Source organism: Lacticaseibacillus saniviri JCM 17471 = DSM 24301 (genome assembly GCF_001311785.1).
Classification (GTDB): domain Bacteria; phylum Bacillota; class Bacilli; order Lactobacillales; family Lactobacillaceae; genus Lacticaseibacillus; species Lacticaseibacillus saniviri.
In genome coordinates this window covers 36,826-54,248 of the sequence record NZ_BBBX01000019.1, presented here as the reverse complement: position 1 = coordinate 54,248, position 17,423 = coordinate 36,826, and the positions used below count along the sequence as shown (strand labels likewise).

Sequence of the window (17,423 nt, the reverse complement as noted above, 5' to 3'; positions counted from 1 at the left end):
TAGTGCTCACAGCCAACCCGTGTGGGTTCGCGCTCTACACAATCTGCACAAAGAACATCGCCAGCGTAATCAGCAGAATACCACCAAATACAATCATGTGTTGGCGCTTCTTCATCACCGCAATCGCAACGTATTCGCGGATGACGGCGTTTGGCAGGAAGTAAAATGAAGTTGCGGCGCCAATACCATTGGCGTGAATGCCAGCCATGCGGGCGAAGAGCCCTGCGCGAAACAGATGATAGTTATTCGTGAAGAACGTCGCGCGATACGATGTCTTCTGACGTGCGTTGATGAGCCGAGCCGAGAACTGCATATTTTCAAACGTGGTCTTGGATTCGCCCTCGACCATCGTGCTGCTGGCAGGAATACCGCTCTTGATGGCGTATTGCTGCATGGCAAAGCCTTCTGAGACGGTTTCGTCACCACCTTGACCACCTGAATAGATGATCTTGGGTGCGGGACGGCCTTTCTTGACCTGCTTGCGATAGAACTTGGACGCAGCATTGATGCGTGCAGCTAGCAGTGGCGAGACTTGATCGCCGTTTAAGAGGCCCGCGCCTAGCACAATCAGATAGTCCTGGTTATAGTGCGGGATCCGCAGATTATAAATCGTAAGAATCGTGAGAAAATTGTACAGTGAAATGAGAATGTAGACCATGCTGGCGATAATCATAAAGCTCAGTGGCAAATAGACAAAGTCGGGAATAAAGCGCCGGAAGTATGTGGCACCGAGTTCTAACACGACAAGGCCTAATGCAATGAACAGGGTCAGCATGTTGCCCATTGAGTGGGATTCTTTGCGCCACACCACAATGGCATTCCAGATCAGCCAGAGCAGATGTAGCGCGAATAAGGCAAAGAGGAGCAAGATAATGATGATGAACAGGGTGCCCATAACGGCAATCAAGAGCAGGTTTTTCGAGGACAGAATCCAGATGGCGAGATCAAACAGGAATGCAATGGCGAAAAGATTGAACAACAGGCCATTGATGAGGCGCCGAGGTTCGATCAGATAACTCCCAAAGAAGAGTGCGCCAAATGATATGGGTAGGAGTAATGACCAATACAATGCTTCTGATGGCATCACATCACCTCCTTAAATGATAAAATTATTTGTTTAGGTTGCTTCAATATTAGAATTTTTTAATTAAATCAAGTATACTATGACTAACATAAAGGGGGACTGACCAATGATTGAACCAGTATTTGGCAACAGAGATCCAAAACTGACGTATCAGCGTCGCGAAGGCGTATACGGCGTTATTCCGGATCAATCCGGGCGGCGCTTGTTGATTCTTGGCGCCCCCAATCAAGCACTCATTCTGCCTGGTGGCGGTGTTGAAGATCACGAATCACCAGAAGAAACGCTGCAACGCGAATTGTTGGAAGAATTCGGGGCCAAGGTGTCGATTGATCGCAAGTTGGGACGCGCCTCCGAATTCTTTTATTCCACGCATCGGCAAACTGCGTATGAGCACCCGGCAACGTTCTACCTGTGTTCGCAGCTTGAGGTCGTTCAGGCGCCCAAGGAAGACTTCAACACCTTGATGTTGATGCCGATTGCAGTTGCCGCAGCGAGTCTCAAGCGACCGACGCATCGCTACGCAGTCAGTCTGTGGCTGGATCAGTTGAAGGCATAATGCCGAATGGCTTGAGCGACCCCATCTTCACGATTAGTCGCGGTGACGGCTGTGGCCACGGCTTTGACTTCAGGAATCGCATTCCCCATGGCAATGGCGGTATCCGCATATTCCAACATGGTTAAGTCATTTGCTTGGTCACCAATGGCCATCACTTCAGCGGCAGTGAGCCCCAGATGTTCAGCAAGTGAGGCCAAGCCGCTACCCTTATTGGCGTGTTTGTTGAGCACTTCCAGATAGAAGGGTTCGGAGTTGACGACGTAATAATCCGTGGCGAAGTCTGCAGGCAGCTTTTGTTGTGCAGCCGCGAGAATGTCGGGTTCGTCGATTAACATGACCTTAGAGAAAATATGCCCGCGATCGAATTGATCGGCGGTTTGGAAGCGCAGCGGCATGTTAACCAGCTCAACTTCGTGGATGGTGTAACGGGAGATATCGTGATTAGCGGTGTAGATATATTTTTCATCTTCAGCATGTGAGTGGACACCCAAGCGCCGCGCGGTGTATTCAATGCGCAGGTAGTCATCATAGGTCAATGTGTGCTTGGCGATAACGTGGCCATCCGCGGTGTGTTGCACCAGGGCACCGTTATAGGTAATGGCGTAATCGCCGACTTGATCGAGTTCAAGTACGGGCAAGAAGCGTTCAATCCCCATCAGTGGGCGGCCCGTGCACAGCACAATTTTGATGCCGCGTTCCTTGGCTTCTTTGACAGTCTTGATGGTTTCGGGATTGAGGTCGCCGTGTTCATTGAGCAAGGTGCCATCCATATCAATCGCAATCAGTTTAATCGTCATTGTCATCCTCCATTGGGTTTTCGAGAATCAGCGCACCGTTTAGGATATAATGCTGAAACTCTTGATAGATTGGTGTAAACAAGTCATCCGTGGGTTTGCCCAGCATGGCTTTTGGAAAATAAAATCGGGTATCGCCCGTCGCGCGGCCGCTGATGGCAGCCACGATTGGGGGAGAGACTGGAGAGCTCCTCCAGGGTTTTATCGGGCTGAATAATTTCGATTTGGGTCTTGGGATTGGCTGATGCCGGATCGTATTGATCGTAAGGCAGGTCGAAGCTGTCGTTTTCGGCGGTGTAGTATTCCGGATTGAAGCGGCCTGATCGACCAACTCGCGCAAGTGTGGCAACAAGGTGCGCGTTGCCGGCATGAAGCCGACAGACTTGAGTGGCTTGCGATTGAGGAAGCGAGCGGCCAGATCGCGCAAAATGGTATCGGGATAATTCAGCCATGTGATGAAATAGGTGTTCAGGACGCCATCATCGAGCCGCAGGTAATCCTGCAGATCAAAGGTGTGCTCAAAGAATGGAATCAGAAGTTGAGGAATGAAGTTGTCCTCGAACTGTTGATCTTCGTATAAGAACTTGGCCCGTTCCAACAGGTGGGTTAAGATGACTTCCATGCCCCGACTCACGGGATGGAAATAAACCTGTTGATACATCTGAAAACGGCTGACGATATAGTCTTCGACCGCGTGCATCCCATTGGCATCAAACGCGATGCCACCCGCATAGGGGCGCATGACCCGCAGTACTCGGGTGAGATCGAACAGCCCGTAATTGGTCCCCGTGTTATAGGCATCACGCAGCAGATAATCCATGCGGTCCGCGTCAATTTGGCTCGAGATCATCTGAACCACTTGTGGATTTGGATATGTGTGATCGATGACACTCGCGACTTTGGCAGGAAAATCCGGTTCAACCCGAGCCAGAATTTTGTAGACCTCTGTTTCTGGGCTGGTCAAGATCCGCCGCGTGATAGCTTCGTGGTCGGTACCAAAGATATGTTCAAAGGTGTGTGAATACGGACCGTGGCCGATATCGTGCAGCAGTGCCGCACACAGCGCTACTAAGCGCTCACGGTCGTCCCATAATCCGTCTCCGGGTGCTTGAGAGGGGAAATTGCTCTGGAAGTTGTCACAGATTTGGCGAGTGATTTCGTAAACACCGAGCGAATGCGTGAATCGCGAATGTTCCGCCCCTTGGAAGACGTAGCTTGCCACGCCCAATTGCTTGATGCGACGAAGCCGTTGAAATTCAGGCGTGTTGATCAGGTCAAGAATCACTTGGTGGCGCACGTGGATGTAGTTATGAACGGGATCACGGAAAACTTTTTCCCGCGGTAAAAGTTGATCAGCCATAAGTTTTCTCCTTTTGCGAGTTAAGCGATATGTAGTTTTTGATTGCGTTCTAAGAGTTTTTGATATGTGGTTTGATAAGTTGTCTGGTAAGTGGGTGTTTCGAGTAAGGCCGGCAATTGTTCGAAATCTAGTAAATAACCGCGCTGCGACAGCGTCAACAAGAGCCGTTCCTTCAATTGCGCGATGGTGATAGGGAAATCGAGCAGTTCATCGAGATTTGCCATGTTATCGGGCCAGACATCTGGGAATGCAAAATGGGTCTGTGATGCCGCATCACCGGCGCGATAAAAGTCGCGCAATAATTCCCCGCGTGCCTGTTGATTTCCGGAGACACTGAGGTATAACATAATCACAATTCCCTTTGGTGTCCGCCGCTGCGCGAGACCCGCAAATTTTGCCGTTGATGCTCAGATCGAACTTACCGGGACAATACGAATGCGTGACCTCAAAGTGTTCGATGGGCTTGCCAAATGGCGCTAGTGCGTCTTGCATCAATTGCGTGAACTGCAAGTAAGCCTGATCGATACTCATTGTGCCTGTGTTTTTGAGAAACCAGGAGCAGTTGAGAATCTGCGCATCACTGATAACAGCGAGGCCCCCAGCGTTACGCACAAAATAGGGATATTGTGCGGCCGATAGTGCTTGCAGTGCGCTTTGCAAGTGTGGTAGTTTGAGGTCCTGCATACCCAAGATAACGGTTGAATCCAATGTCCAAAAATGAAAGAGTTCATCAGCGCGGGCATCGGGTAAGCGTAATAAGGTGTTAGTATGGGCAAAGCTATCGAGCGCTTGTGCCTGTGAGAAATGTTGATCGAGAATGCCGATGGTTGCTTGCACGAGGGTGCCTCCTTTCATCAGTAAATTCTCAAATACTTTCATTATAACTAACAAAATAAGCCTCGTCAGTATTTTTACGGGATAACCCGGGGATTTGGTGTTTTAATTAAAGGTGAGATAAAGTAGTCTTAGATTAGAGAGGATGACTAATATGGATTTATCGAGTGGTATTCCAATTCAAATTCACTTAGAGACCTATGTAACCCAAGAGGGCGAAACTGAACAGCATCTTTTCGATGAACCCGGCACACTGGTGCAAATGGGCGACAATCTCTACATCCGTTATCAAGAGACGGATGAAGAGAGTGGCACGACTTACCCCGTCACCCTTAAGGTGCAGGGCGATGGCGATATTCAATTGAGTCGTGGGGCGAGTGATAGCGATACGCAACTCAAGCTGCATTTCGTTAATGAACGCCGCATCATCACGCGTTACCGCACGCCATACGGGGTCATTCCTGTGGAGACGGCAACGCCACGCATCGATATGGAGTTCACGGATGATCCGGTCTCCGGTGAAATCTATGTGGAATATCAATTATTTGCCAACGAACAACACTTAGGTGATTATCGAATGCGATTGCTTTTTAATGCCTAAGCGAGTATGATAAAAAACAGACTGTGGAAAGGGCGTGTACCGGTTGAAACTTGACGTATTTGCCGATGCGAATAAAGCAGAATTGTCTATGATCGAGGTTGCACATGCAATCTTAAACGAAAAAGGCGATACAATGCCATTTGTTGACATCGCTAATGAAATTCAAACCTACTTGGGTAAGAGTGACGAAGAAATTCGGGAACGCTTACCTCAATTTTATACTGATTTAAACGTCGATGGCAGTTTTATCTCCTTGGGTGATAACGTTTGGGGCCTGCGCGCTTGGTATCCATACGATTCTGTTGACGAAGAAGTCAACCATCCAGAAGACGAAGACGAAACACCACGGCGTAAGAAGCGTAAGAAGGTTAATGCCTTCTTAGCTGACGTTGCCGATGATGATGACGTTATCGATTACAACGATGATGACCCTGAAGATGAAGATCTCGATGGCGATGAAGAATACGAAGATAACGAAGGTGTTGATGATGATTCACCAGCAGACCTTGGTTATCACGATCATGTCGCTACCGATGTCGACGACGACGCTGATGACGACGATCCTGACGATGGCTTGCCTGACGGGATTGAAGGCCAATTGGCTGAATTCGGCGAAGAGGATGACGATGACGACAACAACGAAGATGATGAATCTGACGATGTTGCCGGTGATTTCAGCGACAACTAGAGATGTGCTCACTGTGAGCGGTTTCTGTTTGCGTGCTTATAATTAGTGCTTGACGCTGATACTAATTTTCGTTAGTATACTCTTTGGGCGCTTTACAGTACTTGTAAAGCATACGGCTACAAGCTCCCTGTTCACTTGAATAGGGAGTTGTTTGTTTGTTTTTCCCAGACAAATACACAAAGGAGTTTATACATGACCAAGTATATTTTTGTTACCGGTGGGGTTGTTTCGTCTTTAGGTAAAGGAATTGTCGCAGCATCACTTGGCCGATTACTGAAGAATCGCGGCCTGAAGGTCACCATTCAGAAGTTTGATCCATACATTAACGTGGATCCCGGCACCATGAACCCATATCAACACGGGGAAGTTTTTGTTACCGATGATGGTGCGGAAACGGACTTGGATCTTGGCCATTACGAACGCTTTATTGATATCAATCTGAATAAGTATAGCAACGTCACAACTGGGAAAATTTATTCCGAAGTCTTACAAAAGGAACGTCGCGGTGAATATCTTGGGGCAACTGTGCAGGTTATCCCACACATCACCAACATGATCAAAGAAAAGATCATGCGCGCGGCAAGCACGACAGATTCCGACGTCATCATCACCGAAATTGGTGGGACCGTTGGTGATATCGAATCATTGCCATTCCTTGAAGCCATTCGCCAAATGAAGGCGGATGTTGGTGCTGACAATGCCATGTACATTCATGCAACCTTAATCCCATACTTGGGCGCGGCTGATGAAATGAAGACAAAGCCAACACAACACAGCGTGAAGGAATTGCGCGGTTTAGGGATTCAGCCAAACATGTTGGTCTTACGGACTGAGAAGCCTGTGACTGAAGAAATGCGTGAAAAGATTGCGCTCTTCACCGACGTGCCAAGCAAGGCTGTTGTTGAATCACGTGATGCCAAGACCTTGTACACCATTCCTTTGGCGATGCAAGATCAAGGCATGGACCAATATGTGGTTGATTTCTTAGGTCTTGAAGCACCAAAGGCTGACATGACTGAATGGATTGATCTTGAACACCGCGTTCAAAATCTGACCCACAAGACCAAGATTGCATTGGTCGGGAAATATGTTGCCTTAAAGGATGCTTACATCTCTGTTTCTGAAGCGTTGAAGCATGCGGGTTACTTCTGGGATTCTGATATCGAACTGTCAACATATCAAGCTGAAGATGTCAACGATGACAACGTCGCTGAACTTTTAGGCGATGCTGATGGGATCTTAGTTCCTGGTGGTTTCGGCGATCGTGGTCTTGAAGGTAAGATTGCTGCCATTCGTTACGCACGCGAAAACAATGTCCCATTCCTTGGTATCTGCTTAGGGATGCAAATGGCATCGATTGAATTCGCTCGTAACGTGGCCGGCTTCAAGGATGCGGGCACAACCGAAACCAATCCTGAAGTGGCAGAACCTGTGATCGACTTGATGCCAGACCAAGTGAACGTTGAAAACTTGGGTGGCACATTACGTCTGGGTCTTTACCCATGTGATCTGAAGCCAGGCACCATTGCGGCAGCGGCTTACGACAACGTGCCAGAAGTGCAAAAACGTCACCGTCACCGTTATGAATTCAACACCAAATATCGTGAAGCACTTGAAGCAAAGGGTCTGGTCTTCTCTGGGACAAGCCCTGACAATCGCTTGATGGAAATCATTGAATATCCTGCCAACAAGTTCTTTGTTGCCGCACAATATCACCCTGAATTCCAATCACGCCCAACAAAGCCAGAAGGTTTATTCAAGGCATTTGTTCAGGCTGCCGGCGATTTCAAGTAAACATCACACGAAGCTGTGACAAAAGGTGCTCTGAGTGGGAGGACTAACAGGGATTGGTGATAAATCCTGAACTTAGGATTTGAAACAATCCAAGTTAACCGGAATTCTCAACCTTTTGGAACGCGTTTAGTCAATATTATTTGGAAATCGAAATTAGAGGTTGTGGCAAGACGTCATGTTTTGTTCACGACCTCTTTTTTGTGAGCAATTGCAGTTGAGTGCTCACGGTCAAGACGTATGTGGTCATACTCTGTCATAAAAGCGAATAATGGTTGTGTTTTGGTCCTATTTTCATTAAAATTAGAGATTGAGTGCACTAGAGGCTCAAGGCAGTATGCCAATGACTAGAAATCGCGAACAATGTGAAGCTAAACGTAACAGTAAAACAGGTCAGCTTCAGCCTGATAAATGTGTGAAAACTCAAGTGAGGAAACGAGAACATGAAAAAATGCTGATCCATGGTGGCAAGAAGCTCTCGGGCGAAGTTGTCATCGGTGGCGCCAAGAACAGTACTGTGGCGCTAATTCCTGCTGCTATCTTATCGCGGACACCTGTCACATTAGAGGCAGTGCCGCATATCCAAGATGTTGAAAACTTAATGGCAATTCTTGCCGATATGAACGTTAAATCCGAATTCCACGATACCGTGTTAACGATCGATCCAACCCAGATCAAAGACACACCATTACCTAATGGGAAAATTAAGAGCTTACGGGCATCGTATTACTTCATGGGTGCGTTATTGGGCCGTTTTGGGCGCGCTGTGGTTGGTTTACCTGGTGGGGACGATATTGGCCCACGACCAATCGATCAGCACGTGAAGGGCTTTGAAGCGCTTGGTGCTCACGTCTCCGATGATCACGGTGCCGTAGTGATCCAAGCACCAGAATCCGGCTTGCACGGCGCCCGGATCTATTTAGATATGGTTTCTGTGGGTGCGACCATCAATATTATTTTGGCAGCCGTCACGGCCAAAGGTAAGACGGTCATCGAAAATGTCGCCAAGGAACCCGAAATCATTGATTTGGCAACGTATCTGAATAATATGGGTGCGATTGTGCGTGGTGCCGGAACCGACACGATTCGGATCGAAGGGGTACCGGAATTACGGGCCAAGGCGCCACATACGATTATTCCTGATCGCATTGAAGCAGGAACTTATTTGGCGATGGCAGCAGCGCAAGGCGAAGGTGTCAACGTCAAAAACATCATCGCGGAACACTTAGATGCGTATCTCGCTAAGCTTGAAGAAATGGGCGTTAATATGGATGTCCACGAAGATAGTATCTTTGTGTACCCATCGGGTGATTTAAAGATGGTTCAAATCAAGACCATGCCATATCCTGGCTTTGCGACCGACCTCCAACAACCAATCACACCACTATTGTTGCGGGCACAGGGCGAGGGCATCATTATTGATACCATCTATCCAACGTGTGCGGCACATTCCAGAATTACACCGCATGGGTGCAGACATTACCGTTCAAGACGACATCATTATTTTGCACCATGCCGATCAGCTCAATGGCGCTGAAGTCGACGCAGAAGAGATTCGCGCAGGCGCAGCATTGATGATTGCAGGCTTGATGGCAAATGGCGACACCGTCATCCACAAGGTCGACAACATCCTGCGAGGATACGACCGCGTGGTCATGAAGTTACATAATTTGGGCGCTGATGTCGAAATTTTTGAGTAACAATTGCTCAAACGCAGCTGGCGTGTTAAACTAGTAGGGTTATTGAATATCTCTCTAGGTCAGGCAATGGCTTAGGGCAAAGGAGTAGAAAATTATGAAGCAAGGCATTCATCCAGAGTATCATCCAGTTGTCTTCTTAGATTCAGCAACTGGCTTCAAGTTCCTTTCCGGCTCAACTAAAGGCTCAAGTGAAACAACTGAATGGGAAGATGGTAACACCTACCCATTGATCCGTGTTGAAATTTCTTCAGATTCCCACCCATTCTATACTGGGAAGCAGAAGTTCACTCAAGCTGACGGCCGTGTTGACCGCTTCAACAAGAAGTATGGTCTTAAGGACGCTAACGCTGCTAAGTAAGACGTATTTTAAAAAAGACTCGTTCGCAAAGAACGAGTCTTTTTATTTGATAAAATGCTCGGAATCTCAGTGATTTTGCCCATGGCAGTACAGACAGCATATGAATCGTGTTAAAATGAGACTTGGTGTGGTGTCAACGTTCAATGTCTTTCAAAATGATTTTGACACTGATGACACCATTTTAATCATCGTACGCATTTCGGAGATTATCATATCATTCGGTTGCCGTCACGATGAATTCAAAAGGAGGAAACGCAATGACTAAGAAATTACGTTTCAAGATGTATAAAGCTGGCAAACTCTGGGTGACAGCTGGTGTTGCATTAGCAGCACTCGGCATGTCTGCAATGTTGGGCCAAAATGTTCAGGCGGCTACCACAGCTGTAGTGGCCCCTTCTAATAAGGTTAGTACGCCTGTAACCAAGACAGCAACAATCGTTCAGGGGACATTCAAAGCGCCTGTGTATGATGCAGTTGACGGACAAGTAACAGGGAAGTACTTAGCAGAAGGTACTGATTGGAAAGTCTATCAAGACAATACTGATGCGTTTGGAACCACATGGTATAACTTGGGTGGCAATCAATGGATTAAGGGCACAGGTGTCATTGTTGATGCCATTCCTGATACATATAAGTCATCAACTCGTGTCGGTTTTGTGAGCGGCGCGGCTAGTCTCACTGTTTACACAGCACCTGGTGTAGCTGGGCAAAAGACCGGTCAGATTCTGTGGCCAGCATCTTCATGGCATATCAGCGCTTCTGTGATCACAAGTGACAAGCAACTGTGGTATCGTGTTGGGACTAATCAGTGGGTCAAGGCAAACGGCATGGTGCTTGGCACAATCCAATCCGCCAAGGGTACTGCTACGGTAACGTATATTCCAGGCTACAGTATTGTTGTGTGGGGTAAGGCTGATGGCACAGAAAACACCGGCCTAAAATTGCCTAACGGGACTTCATGGCTTGTTTATGGGAAGGCCACTGTTGGGAATCACGTGTACTATCAACTTGACACTAATCAATGGGTTGATGGTGCTTATGTGAAATTCCAAGCCCGTCATTAATTTATTCTGAATAAGAAACGCCTAGGATTAACCTTAATTGGTTAATCCTAGGGCGTTTCTACTAGCTAGTGCTCACGGTCAAAGCGTGTGAATTCACGCTCTAAACGCGCTCCAACCCCCAACAATCTCCGCCTAACAAAAACTAGCGGCAATTGCACAAACCGCAATTTACCGCTAGTCCTGTTAGTGCTCGATTGCTGAGCGGGGCTTGTCGCGCTCTTAAGCCATTAATGCTGACTTAGTTGCTTCGTCAAGTTGTTCGTTCATACGACCTGACTTGAAGCCAGCCATATCAACGGTAACGAATTCATAGCCTAATGCTTGTAACTTGTTGTTGATAACGGAAGCGTTAGCCGCAAAGTCAACCAAGGTATCACTAGGTACTTCGACGCGAGCAATTTCGCCGTGGTCACGAACACGCACGATAGCAAAGCCCATGTCACGCAATGCTTTTTCAGCAGCCATGACGCGGTTGATCTTAGCGATTGTCAAATGTGTGTTGTATTCGAAACGAGAAGAGACGGAGCAAGAAGCAACCTTGTTCCAGTTCTTCAAGCCGAGGTTCTTAGCAGCTTCGCGGACGTCATCCTTGTAGAAGTCAGCTGTTTGTAAAACAGATTCGGCACCGGCTTCGTTACGGGCAACAAGGCCTGGACGGAAGTCGCTGTTGTCATCCATAATCATACCATCGAGAACGTGGTTGATGCCCTTTTCAGCAGTAATTTCGTTCATGCGTGCATAGAACATCTTCTTGCTGTAGTACCATGTTTCAGGTGTGTTGTTAGCAATGTGTTCGTCGCTCAAGTAGTTGAGTTCTGTGCCCATTACGTTAGCACCTAATTCTTGTGCCAAAGCCATTGCCTTGTTGAATTCTTCGTTGGTGAACAATTCAGAGTTGGCAACCACAGCCAAAACGTTATCCTTACCCAAAACATCCATTGCGGTCTTGAGAACTAATGTGGAGTCAATCCCACCGGAGAAGGCAACTAAGACCTTGCCCATTGGCTTCAATGTGTCAGCTAAAACTTGTTGCTTGTTAGAAAGTTCCATTATGATGATCTCCTTTAGTTTGTTTGATTATTCGTGAACAGGTTGATTCAAATCACGTTGCTGAGATTCAACGTAGCCGCGCAATTGGGCGACTTGTTGATTCACTGCTTCATAATCGGTGTAGACCATGGTATCCAGACCCTTGAGTAGGGCGATGTTGATGGCAAACGCCTCATCAACAAAGTGGGCCACGCCTTCTTCATTAGGATCTAAGCGTTCGATCATTAAGCTGGCCTCAATCAGGCTGCACTGAATGGTCGCATTCGCTGAAGATTGGCTAGCGAGTGAGAGCAGACGCACAATGTGTGACTCATTTTGATAAGTTTGATGCATGTTGTTTACATCCCCCAGAAGGCCTTCATGAAGAAGGCAGCACAGATGGCGCCAACGAATGGTGCAATCCCAGGAACTAAGATCCCGTATTGCCAATCGTTATCAGCCTTGTTTTTGATAGGTAAAATCGCGTGAGCAATCCGAGGTCCCATGTCACGCGCCAGGTTCATCGCGAACCCGGTGGTCCCACCAAGACCCATACCAACGGCCCAAACCAGCAACCCAACACCGATATCGACACCAGCAGTGTCCTTGAGTGAAGCAATCGCTAAGATCCCTGAGATAAAGATGAAGGTTGCGAACGCTTCGACAAAGAAGTTACGAGGTAAGTCGCGGATACCAGGTGAGGTGGAGAAGATGTTCCGGATTGTGACGGGATCGATTTTGCCAACAGATGCATCGAAGTGATCCTTGTACATGATCCAAACGATGATGGCGCCGACAACACCACCCAAGACTTCAGCCAGTGAATAAGGAATGAAAAGACTCCATGAAATGTTACCTAAAATACATTGTGCAAGCACCATGGCTGGATTGATGCTAACGTTACCGAATAAGAACAGTGAAATCGAAATCCCAAAACCCCAGGTCGAGATTGCAAACAAGTGACCTGAGCCATTATACTTGGTGTCTTTCAACACCGTATCGCAGTGCACGCCGACCCCAAAAACGATCATGAGGGCGGTTCCCATAAATTCAGCTATTAGTTGATGTATCACAATAATTCCTCCAAAAAATTAGTAATGGTTTGTCTGCTATAGTGCCGAGTCCAATTGCCGGTAGACGGCGCGGTAGACTTCTTGAAGCGTGATACCCCGGGTGTTAGCGATACGTTCGCAATCCTCGAATTCAGGTTTCGTCTTCTCGATGTCTTGATAAGTTAAGTGCTTTACCCGCACATCACCGAATTCGGTAGTGACGGTTGAAAAATGGCGTTGCATGATGGTGCGATGTAAGGTTTGGTACCGCACGCCAGCCGTTGTGGTGTGCTGCAATAACAAGTGGGTCATCGCAGCTTGATCAACAGGATTGGCGAGCACGGTCAGCTTAAGCGCTGGCCGATTTTTTTCATCTGGATGGGTTCAAAGTAGGCATCGTAGGCACCGGCTGCAACGAGGCGGTCGATGATTGGTGCCAAGCTTTCAGCGGATTGATCGTCGATGTTGGCGCTCATCTCGAGCACATCATCCGCATTGGTTTCAACCACTTGTTGGCTGAGCGGTGCGGTGGTGCCGAGCATGACACGTAAGGCATTGATTTGACCAATGTCTCGCGTACCAAAGCCATAACCGACTTTTTCAACGGTCAAATTACTTGGCAAAGCTTCAAAGGTGGTGACCAAAGTTTTGACAATGCCCATCCCAGTTGGGGTGACGAGTTCAGTATGTATATCGTCACGTTGATGAACCGGAATGCTGGTCCCGGCACGCATTTGCATGACAGCGGGGACCGGAATCGGCATTTTACCGTGGGCCACGGTGATGAAGCCTGTTCCATCGACCAGTGGACTGGAGATTACGCGGTCAACGTGCAGTTGTTCCAGCGCGATACAGCCACCGACGATATCGACGATAGAATCCACCGCACCGACTTCGTGAAAATGAACCTCGGCCATCGACACGTTGTGGACTTTGGCTTCAGCTTCGGCGATGGCTTTAAAAATCGCTAATGCGTGTTGCTTGACGTAATCGCTCAAGGCAGCACTTTGAATCAGGTCAACAATCTCGGTATAATGCCGTGCACCACCATGATGATGGTGATGACCGCGTTCATGGTCATGCTCATGTTGGTGGGTATGTTCATGGGCATCTGCTACATAAGGGGTGGCGTCATGACTGTGGTCGTGGTCATGATCGTGATGATGGTCGTGCGTGTGTTCAGTAAAGCCGGTGTCCATGGTGCCGTGGTCGAGTTGGACACGGAAGCTGGTCCCAAAAATCGCACTTTGCGCCGTCTTTTTAGCACTCAGGCTGTAACCGGCAACGTTGAGCTTTGCCAGTTCAGTTTTGACGGCTTCAAGATCGACCCCCAAATCGAGCAGGCGCCCAAGAACATGTCACCGCTGATACCAGAGATGACGTCGAGATACAAGGTTCGCATTAGTGATCCTCCTTACTGGTCAAATGATTGATCATACTTGCGGAATAAGCAGCGCCAAAGCCATTGTCGACATTGACGACGGTGATGCCTGATGCACAGCTGTTGAGCATGGTCATCAGAGCGGTAATGCCACCAAAGTTGGTGCCATAGCCGATGGAAGTTGGCACCGCAATCAGTGGGGCATCAACTAAGCCGCCAACAACACTGGCGAGTGCGCCTTCCATGCCCGCAATCACAATCACGACTTGTGCCGAGCGAATCTCATCCAGATGTTCAAAGAGGCGATGAATGCCGGCAACACCGACGTCATAGATCCGGTCAACGCGATTGCCATAAGTTTCAGCGGTGACAGCAGCTTCTTCAGCGACGGGAATATCTGAGGTACCCGCAGTTACAACCGCAATGGATGTGGCTGTTTCTGTTAACGGATGCGCAATTTGCGTCAGAATCCGTGCGTCCTCGTGATACACCGCCTTAGGGAAGTGCGCTTTGATCTGTTGATATTTATCAGCACTCAAGCGCGTGCACAAAATATTTTGATCGTGGCGTTCGAGTGATGCCATGATGTCGATAATCTGTGCGGCTGTTTTGCCGGAACCATAAATCACTTCGGGATAACCGTTGCGCTTGGTGCGCGCCAGGTCGACTTTGGCGAAACCAAGGTCGTCACTTGGTGCTTCTTGCAACTGTGCGGCGGCATCTTGAATCGCAATTTCGTGTTGTGCAACCGCCTTGAGTAACCCTAAAACGTCTTCTGCCAACGTCATCTACCTCTTTCATAAACTATGTTTGTTTGCTACTTTGTTGCGTGATAACGTGTTCGGAGTGATTGGCGATTCCGTCGACGAAACTTTGATAGCACCCCGGAAATTCACGGGGTTAGCCATCAAAGTTCGTTCGTACTCATCGCCACCCATCACTCCTCATTATTTAACAATGACACCTAAGCCATCAGGAATCACAGTGACCTTCGCATCTTTGCCTTCAATGGCATAAGCCTTTTCCAAAGCTTCATCGATGCTGGTTGCGAGTTCCATGTGCATGTCGGTGACCAGTTTTGGATCAACTAAGTCGGACATGAGGATGACATGGTGATGAACCAGGATGCGAGCCAAGATTTGTGAAGTCCATTGATCAGGCACGGTTTCAAGGCGTGGGGTGTTGATGGCTTGATCCAAGAATTCCTTAGGATCTTCAACATCCGCAATATTATGGTAGAAACCATCACCACCGTGACCATCACGACAGCCGGCAACGATAATGATGACGCCGCCTTCTTTGTTTGTTGCTTCAGCAGCGGTCATCCCTTTGACAGCTTGATAGATATTTTGATCCAGTGGATAACCACCATTTGTGGAAATCGCAATATCGGATTCAATCTTATCCACATGGGATAACTTTTCGAGGAATGCGGCACCGGTCCGATGAGCATTGTCTAAGTCCCCAGCAAATGAACCGATGATGTGCTTATCTTCATCCAAAACAACGTTCAAGATGAACTTCAAACCGGTTGTTTGTGCCGCGTAGAACATGTCCTTGTGGATTAAGTTGTGATCAAGGCTACCGGGACGTGAATGCTTATCATTGATGAATTCACCGGAGTGGTTGGCCATGATGGTCTTGTAGCTGGCAACACCAGGTAACACAGACTTACGACCGCCAGAGAAACCAGCGAAGAAGTGAGATTCAATGAAGCCTTCAGAAATTAGGAGGTCAGCTTCTGCAGCCACCTTGTTGACGATCAAATCCCCACCAGAAGGCAGTTGGCCTAACTTGACCATGGATGAGTCATCAGTTGAGACGTGCATCACGATTTCTTCGTTATCCACAATTTCTTGGCCGTACTTGTTGACCAATTCTTCGTGTGTGGATGGACGGTGGAAACCGGTCGCAACCAGAATCCGGATGCGTGCGTCAGGAGCGACAGAGCGGAGGCGCCGTAACAAAATCGGTGTGATGATGTGTGATGGCACAGGACGCGTGTGATCAGAAGAGATGATCACAATGTTCTTCTTCCCCTTGGCCAGTTCCTCTAATTTAGGACTGTCAATAGGGTTATCTAACGATTCTTCAACCAATTCGTTTTCACTCTTGGTGGCTTTGTAAGTCGCCGCTTGTGAAACTAACTTGCCGGCAAAATTCTTGTCGTCAATGTTGGCGGTAATCGTTTTTTGGTCGTATGGCAATTTGATGGATACCAACAGAATGCTTCCTTTCGTGACACATAATTTTGATGTGCGTCAAAAAACGTACGCTCTTAGTTATACAAGTTACTGAAATAGGGTGCGTTTACTTTCTGAAACAACAAATGGAAGTGGCAAATGGATATAACATTTGTTAACTTTTTCACGTCATAAAGACTTATAATCGATAAAGACGTCATTAAAGAAAACGAAAGGCACGATAAGAAAATGGTTCTCACTGATATTGAATTCTTGATTAACTTCTTAGAGGAGCGCCACGTCCCCAAGATCAAAAAGACGCGTCACACTTACTTGACCTACCACGGTTTGGAAGAACGCTATACATATGTATTGATCAATGGCATTATCAAAAACTCGATCATTCTGCAGGATGGCCGGGAATACAATATCTCTTACATCACGAAACCTGATGTGATTTCATTGTTGCGGGATGAAGTGTCTAAGTACACTGAGCAACCTTTTAACGTTCGGATTGAATCCGATGAAGCCACCTTCTTTCAAATTGATCGCGTCACTTTCTGGAACTATGTCAATTCGACACCAGAACTTGGCGACTACGTGAAGAATTATTACCGGAAAAATTATCTGAAAACATCTATCGCATTCAGCGAATGGTGATGAATGGTAAAAACGGCGCGCTGTGTGAATTCCTATATAGTTTGATTGATCTATTCGGGGTCAAAGTTCCCGATGGTATCTTGATTGACTTTGTGGTCACCAATGAGGACATCGCAAACTTCACGGGAATCAGTTCGCGCAGCAGTGTCAATCGCATGCTGAACACCTTGCGCCAAAATGGGGTGTTCGAGATGCAGGATCACAAATTCTTGATCAAAAACGTGAGTTACTTACTCGACAATATTGCTAACTAAGCTGTTACGACGGTGATAGTCGGTTCAATGGCCG

General features: G+C 47.6%; 15 protein-coding genes and 4 pseudogenes. 8 read left to right on the top strand and 11 right to left on the bottom strand.

The features are described from left to right. Positions 1–34 precede the first annotated feature (34 nt). A complete protein-coding gene (locus JCM17471_RS10070; protein ID WP_054777776.1) occupies positions 35–1,084 on the bottom strand; it encodes a YdcF family protein in 1,050 nt (349 codons plus the stop codon). A gap of 106 nt (positions 1,085–1,190) precedes the next feature. Here JCM17471_RS10070 and JCM17471_RS10065 point away from each other — a divergent pair, with 106 nt between their 5' ends. Beyond that, positions 1,191–1,640: an NUDIX hydrolase gene (locus tag JCM17471_RS10065; RefSeq protein WP_054777775.1), complete on the top strand. Its 450-nt coding sequence runs from the start codon at positions 1,191–1,193 to the stop codon at positions 1,638–1,640. Here the strand turns inward: JCM17471_RS10065 and yidA are convergent. From yidA to JCM17471_RS10045, 4 genes and pseudogenes are all read right to left on the bottom strand, one after another. Continuing rightward, on the bottom strand, positions 1,625–2,437 hold the full coding sequence (gene yidA / locus JCM17471_RS10060; protein WP_054777774.1) for a sugar-phosphatase: 813 nt from the start codon (positions 2,435–2,437) through the stop codon (positions 1,625–1,627). The two genes, JCM17471_RS10065 and yidA, sit on opposite strands and share 16 nt — an antisense overlap. Further along, positions 2,427–3,794 (bottom strand): annotated as a pseudogene (locus JCM17471_RS10055) (HD domain-containing protein). The gene yidA and the pseudogene JCM17471_RS10055 overlap by 11 nt, the downstream one beginning before the upstream one ends. Before the next feature lie 20 nt (positions 3,795–3,814). Beyond that, the gene (locus tag JCM17471_RS10050) at positions 3,815–4,141 is read right to left on the bottom strand and encodes a hypothetical protein (RefSeq protein WP_439646759.1); all 327 of its coding nucleotides are present in this window, start codon (positions 4,139–4,141) and stop codon (positions 3,815–3,817) included. After that, entirely contained in the window at positions 4,068–4,631 is a 564-nt protein-coding gene (locus JCM17471_RS10045; protein WP_054777772.1) for a lipoyl protein ligase domain-containing protein, read from the bottom strand. Before JCM17471_RS10045 ends, JCM17471_RS10050 begins: the two co-directional genes overlap by 74 nt. 151 nt (positions 4,632–4,782) lie before the next feature. On the opposite strand from JCM17471_RS10045, the gene JCM17471_RS10040 reads away from it, so the two are divergent. From JCM17471_RS10040 to JCM17471_RS10015, 6 genes and pseudogenes are all read left to right on the top strand, one after another. Then, positions 4,783–5,229: a YwiB family protein gene (locus tag JCM17471_RS10040; protein ID WP_054777771.1), complete on the top strand. Its 447-nt coding sequence runs from the start codon at positions 4,783–4,785 to the stop codon at positions 5,227–5,229. A gap of 43 nt (positions 5,230–5,272) precedes the next feature. Beyond that, complete coding sequence (rpoE, locus tag JCM17471_RS10035; protein ID WP_147661004.1) at positions 5,273–5,917, top strand: DNA-directed RNA polymerase subunit delta; 645 nt, start codon at positions 5,273–5,275, stop codon at positions 5,915–5,917. Between the two features lie 192 nt (positions 5,918–6,109). Next, positions 6,110–7,711: a CTP synthase gene (gene pyrG / locus JCM17471_RS10030; protein WP_054777769.1), complete on the top strand. Its 1,602-nt coding sequence runs from the start codon at positions 6,110–6,112 to the stop codon at positions 7,709–7,711. Positions 7,712–8,159: 448 nt separating this feature from the next. Then, positions 8,160–9,408, top strand: a pseudogene (gene murA / locus JCM17471_RS10025) (UDP-N-acetylglucosamine 1-carboxyvinyltransferase). A gap of 94 nt (positions 9,409–9,502) precedes the next feature. Next, positions 9,503–9,766 carry a type B 50S ribosomal protein L31 gene (locus tag JCM17471_RS10020; RefSeq protein WP_054777768.1) on the top strand — a complete coding sequence of 88 codons (264 nt, stop codon included), beginning with the start codon at positions 9,503–9,505 and terminating at the stop codon, positions 9,764–9,766. 257 nt (positions 9,767–10,023) lie between these two features. Next, positions 10,024–10,830, top strand: coding sequence for a KxYKxGKxW signal peptide domain-containing protein (locus JCM17471_RS10015; protein ID WP_054777767.1), 807 nt, complete (start codon positions 10,024–10,026; stop codon positions 10,828–10,830). 219 nt (positions 10,831–11,049) lie between these two features. Here JCM17471_RS10015 and larE read toward each other — a convergent pair whose 3' ends face one another. From larE to larA, 6 genes and pseudogenes are all read right to left on the bottom strand, one after another. Then, positions 11,050–11,880 carry an ATP-dependent sacrificial sulfur transferase LarE gene (larE, locus tag JCM17471_RS10010; protein WP_054777766.1) on the bottom strand — a complete coding sequence of 277 codons (831 nt, stop codon included), beginning with the start codon at positions 11,878–11,880 and terminating at the stop codon, positions 11,050–11,052. A gap of 27 nt (positions 11,881–11,907) precedes the next feature. Next, a complete protein-coding gene (locus tag JCM17471_RS10005; protein WP_054777765.1) occupies positions 11,908–12,213 on the bottom strand; it encodes a hypothetical protein in 306 nt (101 codons plus the stop codon). Positions 12,214–12,218: 5 nt separating this feature from the next. After that, the gene (gene larD, locus JCM17471_RS10000; protein ID WP_054777764.1) at positions 12,219–12,932 is read right to left on the bottom strand and encodes a D/L-lactic acid transporter LarD; all 714 of its coding nucleotides are present in this window, start codon (positions 12,930–12,932) and stop codon (positions 12,219–12,221) included. A gap of 36 nt (positions 12,933–12,968) precedes the next feature. Further along, positions 12,969–14,245: pseudogene (larC, locus tag JCM17471_RS09990) on the bottom strand (nickel pincer cofactor biosynthesis protein LarC). Between the two features lie 67 nt (positions 14,246–14,312). Next, a complete protein-coding gene (gene larB / locus JCM17471_RS09985) occupies positions 14,313–15,080 on the bottom strand; it encodes a nickel pincer cofactor biosynthesis protein LarB (protein WP_054777763.1) in 768 nt (255 codons plus the stop codon). A 159-nt stretch (positions 15,081–15,239) separates the two neighbouring features. Beyond that, the gene (gene larA, locus JCM17471_RS09980; protein ID WP_054777762.1) at positions 15,240–16,514 is read right to left on the bottom strand and encodes a nickel-dependent lactate racemase; all 1,275 of its coding nucleotides are present in this window, start codon (positions 16,512–16,514) and stop codon (positions 15,240–15,242) included. A gap of 210 nt (positions 16,515–16,724) precedes the next feature. Here larA and JCM17471_RS09975 point away from each other — a divergent pair. After that, positions 16,725–17,389: pseudogene (locus JCM17471_RS09975) on the top strand (Crp/Fnr family transcriptional regulator). Positions 17,390–17,423 lie beyond the last annotated feature (34 nt).